General features: G+C 72.9%; 16 protein-coding genes and 1 pseudogene. 11 read left to right on the top strand and 6 right to left on the bottom strand.

Annotated elements, in window-relative coordinates; genetic code table 11:
* The first annotated feature begins 257 nt into the window (after positions 1-257).
* A complete protein-coding gene (locus ACFXGX_RS24280; protein WP_384794820.1) occupies positions 258-1,061 on the top strand; it encodes a nucleotidyltransferase domain-containing protein in 804 nt (267 codons plus the stop codon).
* A 68-nt stretch (positions 1,062-1,129) separates the two neighbouring features.
* Here ACFXGX_RS24280 and ACFXGX_RS24275 read toward each other — a convergent pair whose 3' ends face one another.
* Genes ACFXGX_RS24275 through ACFXGX_RS24265 form a run of 3 tightly spaced genes read right to left on the bottom strand, consistent with a single transcriptional unit; the run spans position 1,130 to position 3,301 of the window.
* Complete coding sequence (locus ACFXGX_RS24275; protein ID WP_384794818.1) at positions 1,130-1,585, bottom strand: hypothetical protein; 456 nt, start codon at positions 1,583-1,585, stop codon at positions 1,130-1,132.
* A 58-nt stretch (positions 1,586-1,643) separates the two neighbouring features.
* Positions 1,644-2,369, bottom strand: coding sequence for an ABC transporter permease (locus tag ACFXGX_RS24270; RefSeq protein ID WP_384794816.1), 726 nt, complete (start codon positions 2,367-2,369; stop codon positions 1,644-1,646).
* A 2-nt stretch (positions 2,370-2,371) separates the two neighbouring features.
* Positions 2,372-3,301: an ATP-binding cassette domain-containing protein gene (locus tag ACFXGX_RS24265; RefSeq protein ID WP_384794814.1), complete on the bottom strand. Its 930-nt coding sequence runs from the start codon at positions 3,299-3,301 to the stop codon at positions 2,372-2,374.
* 108 nt (positions 3,302-3,409) lie between these two features.
* On the opposite strand from ACFXGX_RS24265, the gene ACFXGX_RS24260 reads away from it, so the two are divergent.
* The 3 genes from ACFXGX_RS24260 to ACFXGX_RS24250 all read left to right on the top strand — a co-directional run bounded on the left by ACFXGX_RS24260 (position 3,410) and on the right by ACFXGX_RS24250 (position 6,505).
* The gene (locus ACFXGX_RS24260) at positions 3,410-4,573 is read left to right on the top strand and encodes a sensor histidine kinase (protein WP_384794812.1); all 1,164 of its coding nucleotides are present in this window, start codon (positions 3,410-3,412) and stop codon (positions 4,571-4,573) included.
* 14 nt (positions 4,574-4,587) lie between these two features.
* Entirely contained in the window at positions 4,588-5,250 is a 663-nt protein-coding gene (locus ACFXGX_RS24255) for a response regulator (RefSeq protein WP_384794810.1), read from the top strand.
* A gap of 97 nt (positions 5,251-5,347) precedes the next feature.
* Positions 5,348-6,505, top strand: coding sequence for an ROK family transcriptional regulator (locus tag ACFXGX_RS24250; RefSeq protein ID WP_384794808.1), 1,158 nt, complete (start codon positions 5,348-5,350; stop codon positions 6,503-6,505).
* A gap of 37 nt (positions 6,506-6,542) precedes the next feature.
* Here the strand turns inward: ACFXGX_RS24250 and ACFXGX_RS24245 are convergent, their stop codons facing one another.
* Both ACFXGX_RS24245 and sigJ read right to left on the bottom strand, forming a co-directional pair.
* Positions 6,543-7,304, bottom strand: a complete 762-nt coding sequence (locus tag ACFXGX_RS24245; RefSeq protein ID WP_384794806.1) for a GntR family transcriptional regulator — start codon at positions 7,302-7,304, stop codon at positions 6,543-6,545.
* 286 nt (positions 7,305-7,590) lie between these two features.
* Positions 7,591-8,475 carry an RNA polymerase sigma factor SigJ gene (gene sigJ, locus ACFXGX_RS24240; RefSeq protein WP_384794804.1) on the bottom strand — a complete coding sequence of 295 codons (885 nt, stop codon included), beginning with the start codon at positions 8,473-8,475 and terminating at the stop codon, positions 7,591-7,593.
* Between the two features lie 124 nt (positions 8,476-8,599).
* Between sigJ and ACFXGX_RS24235 the strand changes: the two genes are divergently transcribed.
* Entirely contained in the window at positions 8,600-9,253 is a 654-nt protein-coding gene (locus ACFXGX_RS24235) for an NADPH-dependent F420 reductase (protein WP_384794802.1), read from the top strand.
* A 256-nt stretch (positions 9,254-9,509) separates the two neighbouring features.
* Positions 9,510-10,340 (top strand): alpha/beta fold hydrolase, encoded by an 831-nt coding sequence (locus ACFXGX_RS24230; protein WP_384794800.1) that lies wholly within the window; start codon positions 9,510-9,512, stop codon positions 10,338-10,340.
* A gap of 168 nt (positions 10,341-10,508) precedes the next feature.
* Here the strand turns inward: ACFXGX_RS24230 and ACFXGX_RS24225 are convergent.
* Positions 10,509-11,345, bottom strand: a pseudogene (locus ACFXGX_RS24225) (DMT family transporter); the annotation flags it as partial.
* A 47-nt stretch (positions 11,346-11,392) separates the two neighbouring features.
* On the opposite strand from ACFXGX_RS24225, the gene ACFXGX_RS24220 reads away from it, so the two are divergent.
* The 5 genes from ACFXGX_RS24220 (at position 11,393) to ACFXGX_RS24200 (ending at position 20,739) form a co-directional block, all read left to right on the top strand.
* The gene (locus ACFXGX_RS24220) at positions 11,393-12,928 is read left to right on the top strand and encodes a PLP-dependent aminotransferase family protein (RefSeq protein ID WP_384794798.1); all 1,536 of its coding nucleotides are present in this window, start codon (positions 11,393-11,395) and stop codon (positions 12,926-12,928) included.
* A 225-nt stretch (positions 12,929-13,153) separates the two neighbouring features.
* Positions 13,154-14,749, top strand: coding sequence for an alkaline phosphatase D family protein (locus ACFXGX_RS24215; RefSeq protein ID WP_384794796.1), 1,596 nt, complete (start codon positions 13,154-13,156; stop codon positions 14,747-14,749).
* Positions 14,750-14,899: 150 nt separating this feature from the next.
* Complete coding sequence (locus ACFXGX_RS24210; RefSeq protein WP_384794794.1) at positions 14,900-16,366, top strand: SWIM zinc finger family protein; 1,467 nt, start codon at positions 14,900-14,902, stop codon at positions 16,364-16,366.
* Positions 16,363-19,014 (top strand): DUF6493 family protein, encoded by a 2,652-nt coding sequence (locus ACFXGX_RS24205; RefSeq protein ID WP_384794792.1) that lies wholly within the window; start codon positions 16,363-16,365, stop codon positions 19,012-19,014. The genes ACFXGX_RS24210 and ACFXGX_RS24205 overlap by 4 nt, the downstream gene beginning before the upstream one ends.
* 252 nt (positions 19,015-19,266) lie before the next feature.
* A complete protein-coding gene (locus ACFXGX_RS24200; RefSeq protein WP_384794790.1) occupies positions 19,267-20,739 on the top strand; it encodes a GNAT family N-acetyltransferase in 1,473 nt (490 codons plus the stop codon).
* The last annotated feature ends 290 nt before the right edge of the window (positions 20,740-21,029 follow it).

Here is a 21,029-nt window from a genome sequence, read left to right as displayed (position 1 = left end):
GCTCGTGCCGTCGTCGCGGGCGGCCTCCCGGCATTCTCCGGCGGCGCGGAGCCGCGCCCGAAGGCGGTGTGCAGTCGTGCCCGAGGCTGTGCGCCACCGCGCCCGAGGCCGTGCGCAGTCGTGGAGAAGCCGATGTGCAGTCGTGCCGAGGGCCGTACACCGCTGGGCCGAGAGCGGTGCGCAGCTGGGCCGAGGGCGGTGCGCAGCCGTGCCGAAATGGGTCGCCGTCGAAGATCCGCCTCGGCAGAATCCCTGGCATGGAACGTCTGGCGGAGATCGCGAACCGGCTGACCGAGGTCGACGGCATCGTCGGTGTGTGTCTGGGAGGCAGCCGGGCCAGTGGTACGCACAGTCCTGACTCCGACTTCGATCTGGGCCTGTACTACCGGCCACCGCTGGACACCGCGGCGCTGGGTCTGCTCGCGGCCCGGCTGACCGGTGGCCCGGTGGAGGTGACCGAGCCGGGCGGCTGGGGGCCGTGGGTGGACGGTGGCGGCTGGCTGACCGTCGACGGTCACCGCGTCGACTGGATCTACCGCGACCTGGACCGGGTGCACCGCGTCTGGCGGGACTGCCGCGCCGGGCGGTTCGAGATCGGGGTCCAGCCCGGCCATCCCCTGGGCGTGTACTCCCACTCCTATGCCGGTGAGGTGGCCGTCGGGCAGGTCCTCGCCGACCCCGGCGGTGAGCTCCGGAAGCTGCGGGAACTGACACGCCGCTACCCCGAAGCGCTCATGGGCAACGCGCGATGGGAGGCGCCGTTCATCCTGGCCGCCTCCCGCAAGGGGGCCGCCCGCGGTGATGTCTTCTACGTCTCCGGCTGTCTCTTCCGCGCGGTCGGCCTTCTCGCGCATGCCCTCCATGCCCACGCCCGACGGTGGGTGCTCAACGAGAAGGGGGCGATCCGGGCCGCCGGAGAACTCGCCGTCGCCCCGACGGACTTCGCGGGGCGGGCTCACGGGCTGTTCTCCGCGCTCGGCACCACCCCGGAGACGCTGGCGGCCGCGCTCGATGACGCCGACAGGCTGGCCGCCGACGTGCTCGACCACCTCGACCGCTGATCAGCGCGCCGGTCGGGCCGGTCTCCGTAGCCGCGGAACACGGCCATCCCGTCGGCGCGCTCCCCGCGTCACGGCGGGTCCACGTCAGTGATCACCGCGAGCAGTCTGAACTCCTGGCCCTCTCCGAGTCGGGAAACGCCGAGGACAACCCAGCGGCCGGTCTCCTCCGCTCGCCACACCCGCGCGTTCCTCATGTGCGCGCCCAGGGAGGCCCAGGGCTCCGATATGCGCTCGTCGCCCTGCTGGGCGCGCAGGAACACGCCGTCGAGGGTTATCCACTGCGGCTTTCCCCACCGGTCGGCGAGCCGCTGCGCGAGCGCCTCGCACAGTGCCTCGTACTGCTCGGCCTCCTCGTGTTCGCCGTGCCGGCCCCCTGCGGAATCTCCGCTCCGCTCCAACTCGACGACATGGAAACCGGGTCCCCCTGGACCGCCGTACGACCCGGCGACCGGCCCGCCGTGCCCCGTGGGAAAGTCCTCGGCGCACAGCCGGTCGATCGTGGCGAGTTGCCGCGCGATGGTCATGACGTCCAGTAAAGCCGCCACCACTGACAATTGGTGAGGCGTCAGGAAGCCACCGCGGTCACGCGTCCCTGCGCCGGACGCACCACGCGCCCGCGCCCAGAGCCGCCGCCGTCCACGACGCCGTCACCGCGAGCCCGCTCCAGGGTCCCAGCGCGCCGTCCCACGACGCGTGCAGGACCGTCTGACCGGCCTTGTCCGGCAGGAAGTCCGCCACACCTCCCGACGCCGACCCGACGACGAAGGACACGATCAGGAGGAACGGGATCAGGATGCTCAGGGTGGCGACCCCGCTGCGCAGGACGGCCGCCGAACCCGCTGCGAACAGGGCCATCAAGGACAGGTAGACCGCGCAGCCCACCACGCCCCGGAGTTCCGCCGTCCAGGTCAGGGTGTCCGCCCGGGACCCGAGCACCGACGTCCCGACCACGAGGCTGAGCGCACCGGTGACCAGGCCGATCCCCAGAGCCGGTACACCGATCGCCACCGCCTTCGCCAGGAACCAGCGCCCCCGGTCCGGAACCGCGGCCAGCGACACACGAAGCGCGCCGTTCTGGTACTCGGCCGAGACCGCCTGGGCTCCGAAGGTGATGGCCGCGATCTGGCCGAAACTGACACCGAAGAACGTCGAGAACAGCGGGTCGAAATCCGGGCCGCCGGAGTCGTCGAGGCCGGCGAGCGCGGAGAACGCGACCGTGGCCAGGAGGACCGCCACCAGGCCCCACAGGAGCGGGCGCAGCGTCCGGATCTTGATCCATTCCGCGCGGAGTGCGGGTGCGAAGGACATGGTCAGGCCTCCTGAGGCTGGGTCGGGGCGGCGGCGAACTCGGTCTCGGTGGCGGTCAGATCCAGATAGGCCTGCTCCAACGTGCCCTCCTGCGCTGCGAGTTCGAGGATGGCGAGACCGGCCGCCGAGGTGAGGCGTCCGATGTCCTCCAGCCGTGTGTCGTACGCGGTCCAGCGGCCCTCCTCGCCCTCGACGGCCTCGATGCCGTGTTCCGCGAGCAGGCCCCCCAGCGCGCGGCTGTCCGTGCTGCGCACCCGGACGCGGGGCTGCACGCGCGCGTCGATGAACTCACGCATCGGCATGTCGGCCAGCAGCCTGCCGCGGCCGAGGACGACGAGTTGATCGGCGAAGGAGGCGGTCTCGTTCATGAGGTGGCTGGAGACGAGGACGGTGCGCCCCTCCCGGGCCAGCCGGCGCAGCAGCTCCCGGATCCAGATGATCCCTTCGGGGTCCAGCCCGTTCGAGGGTTCGTCCAGGAGCACCACGGGCGGGTCGCCGAGGAGGGCGGCCGCGATGCCCAGGCGCTGACGCATGCCCAGGGAGTACGTCTTGACCCGGTGCCGGGCCACCGCGGCGAGCCCCGTCTCCTCCAGCACCTCGTCGACCCGGCGTTCGGGGATCCGGTTGGTGGCGGCGAGCGCCCGCAGGTGGTTGCGGGCGGTCCGCGATCCGTGGGCCGCTCCCGCGTCGAGAAGGGCGCCCACCTTCCGGAGCGGTTCGTCGAGCGTCGCGTACGCGCGGCCGCCGACGGTCGCGGTGCCGGAGGTGGGCCGGTCCAGGCCCAGCACGAGCCGCATGGTGGTGGACTTTCCGGCGCCGTTGGGGCCGAGGAATCCGGTGACACGGCCCGGGAGAACGCCGAAGGTCAGATGATCCACGGCGCGCCTGCCGCCGTACTCCTTGGTCAGGTCTTGGACGTCGATGCTGGTCATGGGCCCAGCCTGGCCGCCGTCGGCCGCCGCTCGCCTCCCCCGTGGGTGGAGATCGTCTCCCCCGCCCGGGGGAGGTCCGTTGTCGGTGCCCGCTGGCAGGATGACGCAATGGCCCGGTTTCTGCGCCCGCTGCTGTGGGGGACGACGTACACGCGATTGCTGCACCTGTGGGTGCCGATGCTGTTCGTCAGCGTGTGGCTGTTCATCGACATGACGAGGCCGTGGGTGCCCGCGCTGATGCTCATTCCGCTGGGGCTGTTCCCGGCCGTCCGGCGGGGCGAGGGGGTGCAGGCCCGGTTCATGCTGGCGCCGGGCGAGCGGGGCGGTGAGGACACGGCGTTCTCGGTCGCCCCCTCGGCCGGCCTGAAGGACCGGTGGCGGACCGTGCTCTGGCTGGAGGCGCGCCTGCTGCTGAGCGTGGCGACCTCCGTGGTCACGGTGTGGCTGCCCATGTTCGCCGTCGACCTCACGAGAGCGGCCCTCGGCTACTGGCCGTCCGGCGACCCCGTGATCCGGCTCCTGGACCCGCACTGGAGCTGCGCGCTGCTCATTCCCCTGCCCCTGCTCGCCCTGTACGGCGCGGTGGTCGGCCTGGGCGAGCTGACCACGGCGCTCGCTCGGCGGCTCCTCGGTCCCTCCCCCACCGAGCGGCTCGCCGCGCTGGAGGAGCGCACCGAGCAACTCCTGGAGCGCAATCGCATAGCCCGGGAGCTGCACGACTCCATCGGCCACGCGCTCACCGTCGCGGTGGTGCAGGCGGGCGCCGCGCGCGCGGCCGGCGACCCGGCGTTCACGGCCCGTGCCCTGACCGCCATCGAGGAGACCGGACGAGCCGCTCTGGAGGACCTGGAGCGGGTGCTCGGGGTGCTGCGCGAGTCGGAACGCCCGGCGAGCGGCCGCCCCACACTGACCGACGCCGACCGGCTGCTGGAGTCGGCGCGCACCTCGGGGGCCGAGGTGGACGCCGAGGTGACGGGTCCTTTGGAGACGGTGGCCGGTCCGGTGTCCAGGGAGGGCTACCGCATCCTCCAGGAGTCGCTCACCAACGTGCTCCGGCACGCGGGAAGCGTTCCGGTGCGGGTGCGTATCGATGTCAGGGACGGCGCGCTCTCCCTGGAGGTCCGCAATCCGCTGCCGGACGGCAGAGTGGTGGCCGGGCGGGGCAGTGGTCTGCGCGGCATACGGGAGCGGGCCGCGCTGCTCGGCGGCAGCGCCCGGACGGGCCCGCACGAAGGTGACTGGCAGGTGCATGCGGAGCTGCCGTTGCACTGATCTACGCTGGCCGGATGCCGGTCACCGTTCTGCTCGTCGACGACGAACCCCTCGTACGCGCGGGGCTGCGCGCCGTTCTGGAGGCGCAGCCCGACATCGAGGTCGTCGGTGAGGCCGCCGACGGCGCCGCCGTGATCCCGCTGGTCCGCCGGCTGCGGCCGGACGTGGTCGCCATGGATGTCCGGATGCCCCTGATGGACGGCATCGAGGCCACCCGCGCGCTGCTGCGGACGGTCGCCGACCCGCCCAAGATCGTTGTGGTGACGACGTTCGAGAACGACGAGTACGTCTACGAGGCGCTGCGCGCGGGAGCCGACGGGTTCCTGCTGAAGCGGGCGCGGCCGGCCGAGATCGTGCACGCGGTGCGGCTGGTGGCCGAGGGCGAGTCCCTGTTGTTCCCCGCCTCCGTGCGGCAGTTGGCGGCCGACTACGGGGAGGGCGGGGCCAGTCCGGCGGCGCGGGCGGCCATGGAGCGGGCCGCGCTGACCGAGCGCGAGGCGGACGTGCTGCGGCTGATGGCCCGGGGGATGTCCAACGCCGAGATCGCCGGGCGGCTGGTCGTCGGCACGGAGACGGTCAAGTCGCACGTCAGCTCCGTACTGGCGAAGCTGGGGGCCCGGGACCGTACTCAGGCGGTCATCGCGGCCTACGAATCCGGGTTCGTGGCGCCGGGCTGACGGCGGCCCGCGGACCGAAAGGGTCCCCGGCCCTCGCCGGGGTCCCCCGCGACGAGTACGATCCGGCCAACACGCGTACAAGCTGGGAGGACGGACGTTGGGGCAGTTGACCGGCGGGGATCCCTCTCTGCTGCGACGGATCAATTCCGCGGTGGTCCTGCACGCCTTGCGTGCCACGGACTGCGCGACCCTCACCGAGATCACCCGGGTGACCGGACTGTCACGGCCGACGGTCGAAGGGGTCGTCGAGGGGCTGATCGAGAACGGGCTCGTCGTCGAGAAGGCGGCCGAGGAGGGTGCCGCGCGGCGCCAGGGGCGTCCGGCGCGCAGGTTCCGGTTCCGGGCCGAGGCGGGGCACCTGCTGGGCCTGGAGATCGGCCCGCACCGCGTCGCGGCGCTGCTCGCGGACCTGGACGGGCGCGTGATGGGCGCGATGGCCAAGGACGTGGACGAGAGGGCGTCCGCCGACGAGCGGCTGGAGCGGCTGCGGGTGGCGGTCGCCGAACTGCTGCGCAGGGCGGGTGTCGCCCGTAGCTCCCTGCGCGCGGTGGGCGTGGGCAGCCCCGGGATCGTGGAGGCGGACGGCACCGTACGCCTGGGCACGGCGCTGCCGGAGTGGACGGGTCTGCCGCTGGGCGAGCGGCTGAGCCGTTCCTTCAAGTGTCCGGTGCTGGTGGAGAACGACGCCAACGCGGCTGCGGTCGCCGAGCACTGGAAGGGCGCGGCGACCGAGTCCGACGACATCGTGTTCGTCCTGGCGGGACTCAGCCCGGGCGCCGGCGCGTTGATCGGCGGGCGGCTGCACCGGGGATTCGGCGGCGCGGCCGGTGAGATCGGCGCGCTGCACCTGCTGGGCCGTGACGTCACCCCCGAGACGCTGCTGTCGACGACGGACGAGCCGTTGCACCCGCTCGACGAGCAGGCCGTCGCCAAGGTGTTCGCGCTGGCCAAGGACGGCGACCAGCGGGCGCGTGCGGCGGTCGAGCGCTTCATCCAGCGGCTGGTGCACGACGTGGCGGCCCTGGTCCTCGCCCTGGACCCGGAGTTGGTCGTCATCGGCGGCTGGGCGGCAGGCCTGGACGGCGTACTGGAGCCGCTGCGCAGGGAGTTGGCGCGCTACTGTCTGCGTCCGCCCAAGGTGGCCCTCTCGATGCTGGGGGAAGCCGCGGTGGCGACGGGTGCGCTGCGGCTGGCCCTCGACCATGTGGAGGAGCAGTTGTTCGCGGTGGAGGGAACCGTGACCGCGCGCCGCTGAAGCACGAGCGACGCGACGGTCCGGGCCGGACGACGGCTCAGGAGGCGCGGCGCTCCGGGTCGTGGTGGATCTCCACGCCGCCCGAATCACCGAACGTGAGCCGGCAGGTGTCGGCGCGGTACGTGGCCACGGAGACCGCAGCGGTGCGCCCCTCGGTGAAGAAGCGGGTCGTGACGACGAGAACGGGCGCCCCGGGAAGGCGGTCGAGTTCCTTGGCGTCGTCCGCGCGGGCCGAACCCAGCTCGACGGCACGGTCCTGGCCTTCGAGCTCCAGGCGCTGGAGCTCGCGCAGCACGGCACGCGCGCGTGCGGCGGCGGAGGGCGCGTCGATCGCCGACAGGTCCGGTACCGAGGACTCCGGGATGTAGAGGAGCTCGGCGGCGACGGGCTGGCCGTGTGTCGCCAGGGAACGGCGCACGATGTGCACCGGCTCGCCGTCGGCGGTCTCCAGGATGGCGGCCACCGCAGCGGGGGGCGCCGCCACCGTGCAGTCCACGGCGTGCCAGGCGTCACCGGCCGCCCCCGGCCACACATGCTGTTCGGTTCCGACGGCCACACCCACGCGCGGGGGCGCGACGGTGGTCCCCACCCCGCGACGGCGCTGCAGCCGGCCTTCCAGTTCGAGCTGTTCGAGTGCCTGCCGCAGGGTCGCCCGGGCGACACCGAAGCGGGCCGCCAGATCACGTTCGTTGGGCAGGATCTCGCCCACCGTGAACTCGGAGTCGAGTGCTTCGCTGAGCACGGTCCTGAGGTGCCAGTACTTCGGTTCCGGCACCGATTCCAACTGCGTGGTCCCCACCCTGTCCTCCGCAATCGCCGTGGCCCGGCGGCGTTTTAACGCCCTTGTTTATTAAAGGTTCCTGCACTATCCGCGACGATAGGGCCGCCCCCACCCTTGGTCAAGACCAATCCTCGAACCCTTACCGACCGCACAGGCGCCCCGCCGCGGAGCGTTCACGGGGTGTTCTCACCGGGCGACGTTCGTGACACAACGCCGAAAGCCCCCGTACAAAGACGGGGGCTTCCGCTGTCCTGTGATGCCTCGGCGGGAGGTGTTCGCCGGTGGCCGGGGCCTGTCGTTCGGATCACGCGGTGGGGATCGACACCAGCTTCTCCGGGTTGCGCACGATGTAGACGCACTGGACACGCCCGTCCGCGACGTCCAGTTGGATGATGCTGTCGGGCTTGCCCCCCGACAGCGCGAGCACCGCGAGACCGCCGTTGACCTCGATGAAGCGCAACGACAGGCCGGACACGCCCTTCTTGCTGACGCCGATGACGAACCGGCCGACCTTCTCGGCGCTGTCGAGGACGCGCAGCGGCGCCTGGGCGAGGCCGCCACTGTCGCCGATGAGCCGCGCCTCCGGTGCCAGCAGGGACATGAGCCCCTCCAGATCACCCTCGCCGGCCGCGGCGAGGAACCGCTCGGTGAGGTCACGGCGTTCGGCCGGGTCCACCTCGTAGCGCGGCCGCCGTCCCTCCACGTGCTTGCGCGCCCGCCCGGCGAGTTGACGCACAGCCGGTTCGCCCCGGTCGAGAACGGCGGCGATGTCCGCGTACGGATAGCCGAACGCCTCTCGCAGGACGAACACCGCGCGTTCCAGCGGTGACAGGGACTCCAGGACGACGAGAACGGCGAAGGAGACGGAGTCCGCGAGGACGGCTCGCTCGGCACTGTCGGGCACGGTGTCGCCGAAGTCGGTGATGTACGGCTCCGGGAGCCACGGTCCGACGTAGGCCTCGCGACGCGACCGGACCTGGCGCAGCCGGTCGATGGCGAGCCGGGTCGTGACACGGACCAGGTACCCGCGCGGCTCACGCACGTCCGAGCGGTCCTCGGCGGACCAGCGCAGCCACGCGTCCTGGACGACGTCCTCCGCGTCGGCCACGCGTGCGAGCATGCGGTACGCCACGCCCATCAGTACGGGGCGGTGTTCCTCGAAGACATCGGTCACCGTGTCGATTGCCACCGCACCATCCCACCCGACACATTCCCGGGTGTCCAGGCGAAACAGCCGGGCGAATCAGCCGCCCCGGAGCACAATGGCCGCGGACCGCCGGTGGCCGACGGTCCCGACAACGGGAGGAACGACGATGCGATACGGGGTACTGGGCACGGGTGACGTGGGGCGCGCCCTCGCCGGCAAGCTGGTCGAACTGGGCCACGAGGTCTGCCTGGGTTCGCGTACGAAGGACAACACGGCGGCCGTCGAGTGGGCCGACGGCGCGGGTCCCACGGCCCATCACGGCACCTTCGCGGACGCGGCGGCGTTCGGCGAGGTGGTCGTGAACGCGGTGGGCGGGCGGGTCGCGCTCACCGTGCTGCGGTCGGCCGGGACGGAACACCTGGACGGCAAGGTGGTGTTGGACGTCTCCAATCCCCTGGCGTTCGAGGACGGCGAGCTGCGGCTGTCTCCCGTGGAGTCGGACAGCGTGGGCGAGCAGATCCAGCGGGAGTTCCCGGGGACCCGTGTGGTGAAGAGCCTCAACACCGTCAACTGCCAGGTGATGGTGGACCCTTCCAGGGTGCCGGGCGAGCACCAGATCTTCGTCTCCGGTGACGACGAGAGCGCCAAGGAGCAAGTGACCGCGCTGCTCGGAGAGTTCGGCTGGCCCGCCCAGCGTGTGTTGGACCTCGGCGGCATCCGGACCGCGCGGACCGTGGAGATGTACGTGCCGCTGTGGGTCAAGCTCATGCAGGGCATCGGGCACGCGGACTTCAACATCGAGGTGCGCGGGGCGCGCTAGCGCGGGCCGCGGGGCCGGGGAACCCCGGACGCGGCGGACGTGGGGCACGGGCACCCGGTCGGCGCCGGGTGTCCGCGCCCGGCCCGGCTCCACCGTCCCCGCCGTGGGGTGCCTGTCGTCAGGTGCCTGGGCTCAGTTACCTGGGCTCAGTTGCCCGGCGCAGGTTTCGTGACGGCTCGGGGCTACCCGTCGGTAGCAGTTGCTGACAAGCTGTCTACGAGATGGTTCGTCATGGCATCAGACGAGGAGCAGCCCCATGTCCGACACGGTCACCGTCAGCCTCCCCTCACCGCGCGGCCCGAAGGCGGTCACCCTGTCCTACGCGCGCGAGGGCACCGGCGAACCGCTGCTCCTGCTCCACGGCATCGGCCACCACCGCCAGGCCTGGGACCCGGTCATCCCGATCCTCGCCGCCGAACGCGACGTCATCGCCGTCGACCTCCCGGGCTTCGGCGCGTCCCCGGCGCTGCCCGAGGGAATGACCCACGACCTGGCGACGGTGGTGCCCGTGCTCGGCGCGCTGTGCGAGGCGCTGGAGATCGAGCGGCCGCATGTCGCCGGCAACTCGCTCGGCGGGCTGCTGGCCCTGGAACTGGGCCGCGAGAAGCTCGCACGGTCCGTCACCGCGCTCTCGCCCGCCGGCTTCTGGTCGCCGGTGGAGCGGCGGTACGCCTTCGGCCTGCTGATCGCCATGCGCCAGACGGCCCGCCGCATGCCCCTCCCGGTCATCGAGCGGCTGTCCCGTTCCGCGGCCGGGCGGACCGTGCTGACCAGCACCATCTACGCCCGGCCCGCCCGCCGTTCACCCGACGCGGTCGTCGCCGAGACCCTCGCGCTGGCCCACGCGGAGGGATTCTCCGAGACGCTCCGGGCGGGTACGAACGTCCAGTTCACGGACGACATCCCGACGCTCCCCGTCACCGTCGCCTGGGGAACCCGGGACCGGCTGCTGATCCGCCGCCAGGGCGTCCGGGCCAAGCAGATCATTCCGCGGGCGCGGCTGGTGCGGCTGCCCGGCTGCGGCCACGTCCCGATGAACGACGACCCGGCGCTCGTCGCCCGCGTCATCCTCGACGGAAGCCGCTGAGCCGCCCGGGGTGACGGCGGCCGAGAGGGCTTGGGCGGCAGCGGTCGAACCGTCCGGGGCAGCGGAGTTCGCGCCGTCCCGGGGCACGGTCCTCGTGCGGCCCCTTTCGGCGGCCCGGCGACCGCGCCCGAGGGCGACGCTCAACGCGCCTGACCCGAGGGCGACTCCGACGCCCACGAGGGCACTGCCCGCGGCCTGCGCGATCCCGTAGGCGCCGGTGCCCACGAGCGGCGCGGTGCAGGCGGCGGAGACCGGGACGAGGCCCGAGAAGAGCGTGGCGCGCTCCGCGCCGATGCGCTGCACGCCCATGTACCAGCAGACGAAGCCGACGACCGTGACGACCGCCGCCTGCCACAGCAGCGCGGTCGCCTCGGTGACGTCCGGCATCCGCAGCCACGCTCCACGGCCGGTGATCACCCCGACCAGCGCGGACTCGGCCGCGGCGACGGCACACACGGTGGCCGACAGCAGCCGCGGCCCGAGCGGACGCAGTACCGGTACGGCGAGTACGGCGAAGCCGGCTTCCCCCACCAGCGCGCCCACGGAGCAGGCGATCCCGGCCGCGTCCGTGCGGCCCCATCCCTGAACGGCGAAGGCGCCGAGGGCGACGAGCGACGCCCCGTACAGGACGCGGCGTTGTGGACGGCGCCCCTCCCGAAGCGGTACGAGCACCGCGACGACGACGGGGGCGCAGCCCACGAAGACGCCGGGGACCGCCGGTTCGGCCGTGCGCTCGGCGGCGAGCACCGCGAGGTTGAAACCGACCATGCCGATGGCCGCGACCAGCGCGATTCGCCCCCACTGGCGAGCCGTGAGCCGCCGCAGCGGGGCGCCGCCGCCCCGGCCGACGAGGGGCAGCAGAAGGACACAGGCGAGGCCGTAGCGCAGGAACTGGCCGCCCGCGTACGGATAGTGGCCCAGCACGCTGTTGGCGGTGAAGGAACCTCCGACGAGGACACAGGCGAGGGCGGCGAGCAACGCGCCCCGGGTGGTGGTGGCGTTCATGACGGTGACGCTATGAACGGGCGTGGCCCGCATTAAGGTCCACTTCCATGACGTCATCGGGGACCAATCGCGGCGAGCCGTCACGTCCCGCTCCGACCGCGGCTCCGACAGCACCGACCGCGGCTCCGGCAGATCCGGCAGGTCCGACCGGATCGGCGCCCTCGTGGACCGCCGCCTGGGAGCTGCTCCTGCCGGCCGCGTCGGCTCCGGCACGCGCGCGTGGACGCACCCTGCAGGCCGCGCTGCGCGAGGCGGTCCGCTCCGGGCGGCTCGCTCCCGGCACCCGGCTGCCGTCCACCCGCGAGCTGGCCGGGGATCTCGGCGTGTCGCGGGGGCTCGTCACGGAGGCGTACGAGCAGTTGACCGCGGAAGGGTATCTGCGCAGTGACCGCGGGTCCGGCACCTGGGTCGGCGGCGCGGTGCGGGCCGTCGGCCCCCGCGCGCGTGACCTGGCCCCGCGGGCGGCCGGGGTGCGGGCCGACTTCGTCGCGGGAAGCCCCGACCTGTCCCTCTTCCCGCGCGCCGCCTGGGCCGCCGCTCACCGGGGAGTCCTGGCCGAACTGCCCCACCAGGCACTGGGCTACCCGGACCCGCGTGGTCTGCCGCGACTCCGGACGGCCCTGGCCGGGCTCCTCGTGCGTCGCCGGGGTGTGGTCGCGGACCCGGAGCGCGTCATCGTCGTCTCCGGCGTGGCCCAGGCGATGACACTGCTCGGATTCGCCCTCCACGCGCGCGGGACACCCCGCGTGGGCGTCGAGCGTCCCGGCAGTCCGGAACTCGGCTCGCTGTTCGCCTCCGCCGGCGTCGGCACCGTACCGCTGCCGCTCGACGACGACGGTCTCGCGGTCGCCGCGCTCGAAGCCTCCGGTGTACGGGCCCTGGTGACCACGCCCGCTCACCAGTTCCCGACGGGGATCGCGTACTCGGCACGGCGTCGCGCCGAACTCCTCGACTGGGCCCGGTCCGTGGACGGGCTGGTGATCGAGGACGACTACGACGGCGATTTCCGCTACGACCGTGCCCCGGTGGGTGCCCTCCAGGGGCTGGACCCCGAGCATGTCGCGTACACGGGCTCGGTGAGCAAGTCACTCGCTCCCGGGCTTCGGCTCGGCTGGCTTCTCGTCCCGGCGTCCCATTTCGAGGAGGTCGTCGAGCGCAAACGCACCATGGACCTCGGCAACCCGGTCCTCGACCAGGCGCTCCTGGCCCGTTTCGTCGAACGCGGCGACTACGACCGGCACCTGCGGCGCTGCCAGCGTGCGTACCGGGAGCGGCGTGACGTCCTGGTCGCGGCCCTGGAGGAGCACTTCCCGGGGACGGAGGTCTCCGGAATCGCGGCCGGTCTGCACATCGTGGCCGCACTGCCCCGCCGCTACGGACCGCGGGACCGCTTCCTGGAACGGACCGCGGCGGCCGGGGTCGTGGTCCGGCCGACGACACACTACGGAGCGACGGCCGTGGACGGCGTACGGCTCGTGCTGGGGTACGCCCATCTGCCGCCCGCACGGATACGGGACGGCGTACGGCTGATGGCGGAGGCCGTAGGCGGCCGGGGCGCACCTGACGAGTCGGCGTCGCCCTGAAGCGTCCACGGCCAGGGGCGGGGCGGGGGGCTCTCGGCCAACGCGGCGAGGCGACCGGCCCGGCCGGTTCGGCTCCGCGGGCGCATCCGTGGGGGGCTCCGCGGGCGCCGTGACGATTCCCCATGTCTCAGGGCCGGTTGTTCACCCGTGGTTTGCGTGGGCGCTGCGGCGCACCAGTAGGTGTGGCTCTGCACACTGGCCGAATCCGTCCCCGGAGGCGCATCCATGTCGCACCGTCCGTTCAGTTCGTTCCCCGGTCGTCGCAGCGTGCTGCGCGGCTCGCTGGCCGCGTCGGCGGCACTGGCCCTGCCCACCACACTCGGCTCGGCGCCCGCATTCGCCCTGTCCGGCCGGCCGAAGGCGGGCTGGGGCGTCCAGACCGGCGACGTGACCACCGACTCCGGCCTGGTGTGGGTGCGCTCCGACCGGCCCGCGCGGATGATCGTCGAGACCTCGGCGACCGCGTCGTTCCGCGACTCCCGCAGATGGCACGGTCCGCTGCTCGGCGCGGACACGGACTTCACGGGGACCACCCGGCTGCACGGGCTGCCGTCCGGCGAACAGATCCACTACCGCGTCCTGCTCGCCGACCCGGACGACCCCCGGCGCACCGGCGAGCCGGTGAGCGGGACGTTCCGTACGGCTCCGCACGGGCGGCGCGGCGGTGTGCGCTTCCTCTGGTCGGGCGATCTGGCGGGGCAGGGCTGGGGCATCAACCCGGACATCGGCGGCTACCGCATCTTCGACGCGATGGCCCGGCTCGATCCCGACTTCTTCCTGTGCAGCGGCGACAACATCTACGCGGACGGCCCTGTCGCCGCGACGGCCGCGCTCCCCGACGGCGGCACCTGGCGGAACGTCACGACCGAGGAGAAGTCCAAGGTCGCCGAGTCGCTGGCGGAGTTCCGCGGCAATTTCCGCTACAACCTGCTCGACGAGAACCTCAAGCGGTTCAACGCCCAGGTGCCTTCCGTCATCCAGTGGGACGACCACGAGGTGCGGAACAACTGGTACCCCGGTGAGGTGGTCGCCACCACGGACACGCGCTACACGGAGAAGAGTGTCGACGTCCTGGCGGCGCGGGCCCGGCGCGCGTTCAGCGAGTACTTCCCCGTGTCGACCCTGAGGCCGGGCGACCGGGACGGACGCGTGCACCGGGTCATGCGTCACGGTCCGCTCCTGGACGTGTTCGTCCTCGACATGCGCACCTACCGCAACCCCAACTCCCCCGACAACCAGACGACGGATCCGCAGGGCATTCTCGGTGCCGCGCAGCTGGAGTGGCTGAAGCGCGAGCTGTCGCGTTCGCGGGCCGTGTGGAAGGTGATCGCGGCGGACATGCCACTCGGTCTCGTCGTGCCGGACACGACCGAGGGACAGCCGAACATCGAGGCCGTGGCGCAGGGCGACCCGGGCGTGCCGCTCGGACGTGAACTTCAACTGGCCGAGCTGCTGCGGTTCATCAAGCACCGGCGGATCACGGGCACCGTGTGGCTCACCGCCGATGTGCACCACACGTCGGCGCAGCACTACCAGCCGTCGCGGGCCGCGTTCACCGACTTCGAGCCGTTCTGGGAGTTCGTCTCCGGCCCGCTGAACGCCGGAGCCTTCCCGGCGAGTGCCCTGGACGGCACGTTCGGTCCGGAGCGGGTGTTCGTGAAGGCGCCCGTCGCCTCGAACGTCTCACCCGCGGGCGGCTACCAGTTCTTCGGCGAGGTCGACATCGACGGTGACAGCGGCGAGCTGACGGTGCGCCTGCGTGAACAGGACGGGACCGTGCTGTTCACGCAGGCGCTCCAGCCCGGACGCGTAGGCCAGTAGGCACACCGGTCCGCCGTGCCCCGTACGCCGGTGTCACCCCGGCCGCCGGGCACGGCGGACCCACCCCGTGGCCTCCTGTCCCCGTCGGCCCGGCGGGCAAGTCGTCGCAGGTCAGAGGCGATTGTCAGTGGTCGCCTCTACGGTTTTTGCATGACGCGATCTTTGCAGGCCGTGGCCTACACCCGACCCTCCGTCCTGGAGCCCGTGCCCGGTGGGCGGCGGCTGGGGCTGGAGACCTCGCGGGGCTCGACGCCCACCGGGATCGAGGACCATCCGCGGTTCTTCGCGGGCTTCCTGACATCACCTCAGGTGGCCGCCGCGGGGCTGCTTGCGGTGGCCGATGTCGCCGCGGCGCGTTACTACCAGCCGCAACTGCGGGCGTCCCTCGACCCGGTGGTCACGGGCAACGGTGACCGTCTGCGGTTCGAGTCCTTCTCCGGCTGCGGCGGGGTGTACGCGCGGCTGGACGTGCTGGCACCCGGCCTCGACGGCGGCGAGATCGGGCACGGGACGACGAACGTCGACGTCAACAACCCGCTGCGCGAGGCCCTCTCCCGCATCGGCACGGACGATCCGCTGCATCTTCGGGTGGGCCCCGACGAGATGGCCGTGACCACGCTCGACGGACCGGTGGTGGAGAAGAGGGTGCCGTTGCCCGACCGCTGGCTGCGGGGATTCGCCGAGGCCCAGGTGACGGCGGCCGGGTTCGACCTGCGGGCCGAGCTGCCCGCGGCCGAGGCCGTACGGTTCCTGCGCTCGCTCCCGCGCGGCACGGTGCGCGGCAGGCCGGGCGGCCCCCGGTGGGTGGTGCCCGCGGGCCGGGGACTCCGTCCGACCACCCGGCCGGTCCCGGGAGCCGTCTGCCTGCCCGGCCCCGACCGGCTGATCGCTCTCCAGCGGGTGCTGCGCCATGCGACGGCCCTGCGCGTGTACGGCTCACCTGTCACCGGCGACGCCGCCGTGGCCGGCGCCTGGGAAGCCGTCCTCCCCGGAATGCGGCTGACCCTCACGCTCTCGCCTGACGTGTCCCGGGGCTTCTCCGGAGAGGGCGGGGTCCTGGACGCGCTCTCCACCGACGAGGCGGCCGAGGACGCCGAGCTGATCGCGGTGCTGCTGGCGTGGGAGCCGCGCGTGGACGTGGGCGACCTGGCCACCGCCTCCGGCCTGCCGGCCGAGCGCGTGAGAGCCGCCCTGGTCCGGCTGGGCACATCGGGGCGCGTGGGCTACGACACCGCGGAAGCCGCGTACTTCCACCGGGAGCTGCCCTACGACGCGGGGCGGGCCGAGCGGCACAACCCGCGCCTGCGGTCGGCCCTCGCCCTCGTCTCCGCGGGCGCGGTCGCCCTGGACGGGGCCATCGGCACAGTGACGGCGGACGACGGGCATGTGCACCGGGTCCGCGACGACGCGGGAACGCTGAGCTGTTCCTGCCTGTGGTGGGCGAAGTACCGGGGCGGCCGCGGGCCGTGCAAGCACGCTCTGGCGGTACGGATGGTGCGGCGGGGCGCCAGGGTCGAGCACGGCAATGGTCACGTGGATGGGCGCGGGGCGACCCCGGCCACGGGACAACGCGAGAAATTCCAGGAAGTTCCGTTCGACGGGGGCGAAGGACGATGAGCGAGGAAGCACTGCTGAAGGCGGTACGGGCGGGGCGGACGGTCGAGGCCGCCGGGCTCCTGGACGGGATGACCGACGCCGAACGCCGCTCCTGTCTGCCCGCGTTGAAGGAGCTGCGCAAGGAGCTGCGGTCCGCGCCGTGGAACGCGGCGTCCCGCGTGGCCTGTCCCGCGCTGCACGCGGCGGGCGCGGCCTGTCACACGGGCGCCGCCGGTGCGGCGACCTGGATCGCCGGCGTCGACATGCGCTGGTCCCAGGCCTCCCCCGGTGTCCTGCTCCATGTCCTGGGCGACCGCGAGTCCGACTGGCTCGCCGATCTGACGCACCGGCTCGCCGCCCGGCCGGCGACGTCCCTGGTCCCGTTCGCCCTGCTGTCGGGGCTGGTGGGGCTCTCCGGTTGCGCAGTTCCGACGACCGACGCCTATGTCCGGGGCTGGCTGGAGCACATCGGCGCCTCATGGCACAGCGGAGACACCGTGGCGCAGCGACTGCGCAAGGAGCCGCATCTGTCCGTGCTGATCACCGCGCTCTTCGAGTCGCTGGAGGTCACGAGTCAGATCGCCTGGCTGTTGGGCGACGGACCGGGGAGCTGGTCCAACGCCCTCGCGGACCTCACCGAGGACGGCACCCTCGACCGCAAGGTCCTGGTGGACGCCTGCGTCGCACGGCTGCTGCGCGGGGGCGCACCGGCCGACCAGCGGGTGTTCCTGCGGATGCTGTCGTCCCTGGCTCCGACGCGTGCGGAGGAACGCGAGCGCACCGCCGACTGGACGGCGCTCGCCTGCCAGGCCGTGCCGGCCGTCGCCTGGCACGCGCAGTCGGTGCTCGCCTCTCTTGCGCTGGACGGCGAGTTGACGCACCGGCAGCTCGCCGAGATGTCCTCGGGCGTGCTCTTCCGTACGGAGAAGAAGCTGGTGCGCGCCCAGCTCGTCCTGCTGGGGAAGGTCCTCAAGCGTGATCCGTCCGCCGCGGGCGTGCTGCTGCCCGCGGCGGCGGAAGCCTTCGGGCACGAGGACACGGAGGTGCAGGAGCGTGCGCTGAAGCTGGTGGAGCGCCATGCCGGCGCCCTCCCCGACCCGCACGAGGGACGGGCTCGACTCGAGGACCTCAGCGCCGACTTGAGCCCGGGACTGCGGCTGCGGGCGCGGCGCGTCCTCGGCATCGAGGCTCCGGGTTCCGCCTCGACGGTCCAGGAGGAGGTACTGCCGCCGGTTCCGGAGCGGGAGCGGCTGGCGGCGGCACCGGAGTCGGTGGCCGAACTGGCCGAGGAGGTCGGCGCGATCATGGCCTCCGGTGGCGGGGTCGCCGCGTTCGAGCGCGCTCTGGACGGCCTGGTCCGCCATGCCCACCGTGACCGGGACGCGCTGATGGAGGCCCTCGGCCCCGTGGTCGCGCGCTGCTGGTGGAAGGACCGCGATCCGAGCTACCCGGTCGTGGACCGAAGCTTCCGCGAGTCGGCGCAAGGTCTGGAAGTCGTCCTGGCGGCCCTGTTCGAGGGGGTCAGCATGGACACGCTCCACGCGGCGGTGCAGCGGGGACCGGCGAGCGGGAACTGCCATCACGGCGCGCTGTCCCGCGCCCTCGACGCGCGCCTGTGGGAGGTGGCCCACCGTCTCCGCACCGAACCGTTGCCGTTCCTGCTGGCCACTCCCACCTGGGACAGCGGGCTACTGGAGCCGGACGAGCTCGTGGAACGCCTCACCGAATACCGGCGGCTCGACGCCCGGCCGGGAACGGCCGATTTCGCGCAGGCACTTCTGCGCGTGCGGCGCGACGACGCCATGACGGCGGCTGCGGCCGCGGCGCGGGCCCGCGCCCTGGGCAGCCCGGAGGGGTACCGCCTGGCCCAGTGGCTCACCTCCGAAGGGCCGCTGCTCCCGACGATCCGCCGACGGACCTCGGGCCCCCGCGTCCTGTTGGAACTGGGCGAGCTCGAAGAGATACAGGGCCTGTTCCCCAGAGAGTTCCGGCTTCTGGGCCGCCCCCTCACGGCGTTCAAGGACCGCTCGTACTGCTGGCACTGGGGCGGCACGCACCGGCAGTACTGGCCGGCCGTCGTACCGGGACGCCGGGAACTGGTGGCGGCGCGTCTTGTGAGCGACTTCAGCACGGCCGCGGTGGAGGACGGCCGTATGCACACCGCGTTGCTGCCGCTGCTCGCCGAGGCCGACGGCTCGGCGGGCGAAGCACTGCATCTGTGCGTGGCGTACGGGCTCGGAGCCCGGCATCCCGAGGACCGGCTCGCCGCGGTGGACGCCCTGCTGGTCCTCGCCGCCCGGGGACAGCTCGACGCCGGGCGGCTCGGCGCGGACCTCGGGGAACTGGTGCTCAGGGGCGCGCTGAAGAAGTCCCGGCTGGCCGAGTCGATACGCACGGCGGCGGCCACGGGTGCGTCCGCCACGGTCTGGTCGGTGCTGCGCGGTCTGTTGCCGGCCCTGCTCGCCGAGCTCGCCGCCGACGGTGCGGGCGGTGGCGCGGTGCGAGGACTCGGTGAGCTGCTGGCCATCGCCGCCGACTGCGCCGAGCGGGCCGGGGCGCGCGGTGATCTCGCGCATCTCGCCGGCACGGCCGAACGGCGGGGCTCGTCCAGGGTGGCGACCCAGGCCCGGCGGCTGCGGACCGCGCTGACACGGGAGGCGGTTGCCTGACGCGGGGCGCCGCCGGCCGGGACGGGGAGCTGTCGCCCGGCACGGGGAGCCGCCGCCCGGCACGAAGGGTCTCTTCTCAGGGGCGGCAGTGGTCCGACGGCTCTGACCAGGTGGGCAGCCAGGTCCTGCGTTCGAGGCAAAAGACCCGTAAAAAGAACTGTAAATCGGACAGAATGACACTTAACCGATCAGTCACAAGCCGTTCGTGATCACGCAACACCATTCCTTCACAGTGACTGTATGACTCCAGACATGTCTGATGTGACGCGTGCGAAGCACGGACGGCCCGTTCACCACTGGCGACGGGACGTAGTCGAACTCGCCGCGCTGTTCACGGCCGTGGCCGTCGCGGACGGAGTGGCCAACCTGATCGGGCACGGGCCCGACGGTCCCGCGCTGCTGGTGATCTCGGCGGTGTTCCTGGTCGCCACGGCCGGATTCCACACATGGTGGGCACGCCGCCACGGCCACGCGCCGCCGACGGGCGATACCGGCGCCCGGCCGCCCTCGGACGGGCGGACGGGCGCGCTTTCCGGGGCGGATGCGACGGCCTCCACGCCCCTGCCGGCCGTGGAGGCGACCGTGCTGCTGCGGATGCGGACGACGGTGAAGGACGCCCCGGGTTCGCTCGCCGCGCTCTGCATGGCGCTCGCGGAGCGCCGTGTCGACATCCTGAGCCTCCAGACGCACCCGCTGGCCGACGGAACGGTCGACGAGTTCCTGCTGCGCGCGCCCGCCGAGCTGGCCACCTCCGAGATCACCCGCAGCGTGGCGCAGGCCGGCGGCATGTCGACCTGGATCGAGCGGGCCGACGCCCACGACCTGGTGGACGCGCCGACCCGGGTGCTCGGTCTGGCCACCCGTACGGCCCTGGACGCATCCGAACTTCCCCTCGCGTTGCGGCAGTTGCTCGGGCGGTGCACGATCCGTTCGCTGCCCGCGACCTCTCCCGTCTCCGGCCGGGCGACGCAGGGAGCTCCCGTGGAGGGGGCTCTGGAGGACACGGTGATGCGGCTGCGCGCGCCGGAGGGCGGTGTGATCACGGTGGAGCGGCCGTATCTGCCGTTCACACCGACCGAGTTCGCCCGGGCGCGGGCGCTGGTCGAACTGGACGCGCGGCTCGGCCCGCGCGTTCCGCGCGGACAGGACATGCTGACGCTGCCCGAGGGCAACGCGATCACCGTGCGGCGCGCGGACGTCTCGGACGTCGAGGCCGCCAAGGCGATGCACGAGCGCTGCTCGCCGCGCACGCTGAGCATGCGGTACCACGGCCCCGTCGGGGACGCGGACCGGTACCTCAACCACCTGCTCAGCCCCAGTTTCGGGCGCACCCTCGCCGTGCGGACGGCGTCCGGCAGGATCGTCGGGCTCGGTCATCTGCTCTGGGACGGCGACGAGACGGAGGTCGCGTTGCTCGTCGAGGACGAGTGGCAGCGGCGCGGGATCGGCGTCGAACTCCTCGGCCGCCTGGTGGCGATGGCCGTCGAGGCCGGCTGCGCGAGCGTGTACGCCGTGACGCAGGCGTCGAACACCGGCATGGTGGCCGCCATGCGCGGCCTCGGCCTTCCCCTCGACTACCAGATCGAGGAGGGCACCCTGGTCATCACCGCCCGGCTGGACACGTCACCGGTGACGTCTCCGCACGCCCGGCGCGACGGTCACGGCCACGCCCAGTACAGGACGGCGGAGGAGACGGGCCCGGCAACAGGGAAGCGTCGCGGCTAGCCCGAGCACTCCCGGTGCCAACGAGCAGCACCGAACCCCCTGACGCCACCGGCGACCGCCGAGTCCCCGAACACCCCGACGCCACCGGACGCCAGGTACACCGGCCACCACCGAACCGGCGAACGACCCCGGCCCCACCGATACCGGAGTCAAGTACCCGGCCCCACCGATACCGGTGCCAAGTACCCGGCACCACCAGCGCGTCGCGAAACCAAGGAGCGGGGGGGGCCCCCCCACCCGGCCCCCGCGGGGGCGCCCCCCCCCCGCCCCCCCCCGCCCACCCCCCCCCG

Source organism: Streptomyces sp. NPDC059371, assembly GCF_042751995.1.
Taxonomy (GTDB): Bacteria; Actinomycetota; Actinomycetes; order Streptomycetales; family Streptomycetaceae; genus Streptomyces.
Note: the sequence above shows the minus strand (reverse complement) of the source record. Positions and strands in the feature narration are given on the sequence as shown.

Bases quoted from the DNA above. Each gene is read 5' to 3' on its own strand.
- ACFXGX_RS24280 (WP_384794820.1), top strand. From the start codon at position 258: ATGGAACGTCTGGCGGAGATCGCGAACCGGCTGACCGAGGTCGACGGC.
- ACFXGX_RS24255 (WP_384794810.1), top strand. From the start codon at position 4,588: ATGCCGGTCACCGTTCTGCTCGTCGACGACGAACCCCTCGTACGCGCG.
- ACFXGX_RS24210 (WP_384794794.1), top strand. From the start codon at position 14,900: ATGACGCGATCTTTGCAGGCCGTGGCCTACACCCGACCCTCCGTCCTG.
- ACFXGX_RS24235 (WP_384794802.1), top strand. From the start codon at position 8,600: ATGCGATACGGGGTACTGGGCACGGGTGACGTGGGGCGCGCCCTCGCC.
- ACFXGX_RS24260 (WP_384794812.1), top strand. From the start codon at position 3,410: ATGGCCCGGTTTCTGCGCCCGCTGCTGTGGGGGACGACGTACACGCGA.
- ACFXGX_RS24265 (WP_384794814.1), bottom strand. From the start codon at position 3,301: ATGACCAGCATCGACGTCCAAGACCTGACCAAGGAGTACGGCGGCAGG.
- ACFXGX_RS24230 (WP_384794800.1), top strand. From the start codon at position 9,510: ATGTCCGACACGGTCACCGTCAGCCTCCCCTCACCGCGCGGCCCGAAG.
- ACFXGX_RS24215 (WP_384794796.1), top strand. From the start codon at position 13,154: ATGTCGCACCGTCCGTTCAGTTCGTTCCCCGGTCGTCGCAGCGTGCTG.
- ACFXGX_RS24270 (WP_384794816.1), bottom strand. From the start codon at position 2,369: ATGTCCTTCGCACCCGCACTCCGCGCGGAATGGATCAAGATCCGGACG.
- ACFXGX_RS24220 (WP_384794798.1), top strand. From the start codon at position 11,393: ATGACGTCATCGGGGACCAATCGCGGCGAGCCGTCACGTCCCGCTCCG.
- ACFXGX_RS24205 (WP_384794792.1), top strand. From the start codon at position 16,363: ATGAGCGAGGAAGCACTGCTGAAGGCGGTACGGGCGGGGCGGACGGTC.
- ACFXGX_RS24275 (WP_384794818.1), bottom strand. From the start codon at position 1,585: ATGACCATCGCGCGGCAACTCGCCACGATCGACCGGCTGTGCGCCGAG.
- ACFXGX_RS24200 (WP_384794790.1), top strand. From the start codon at position 19,267: ATGTCTGATGTGACGCGTGCGAAGCACGGACGGCCCGTTCACCACTGG.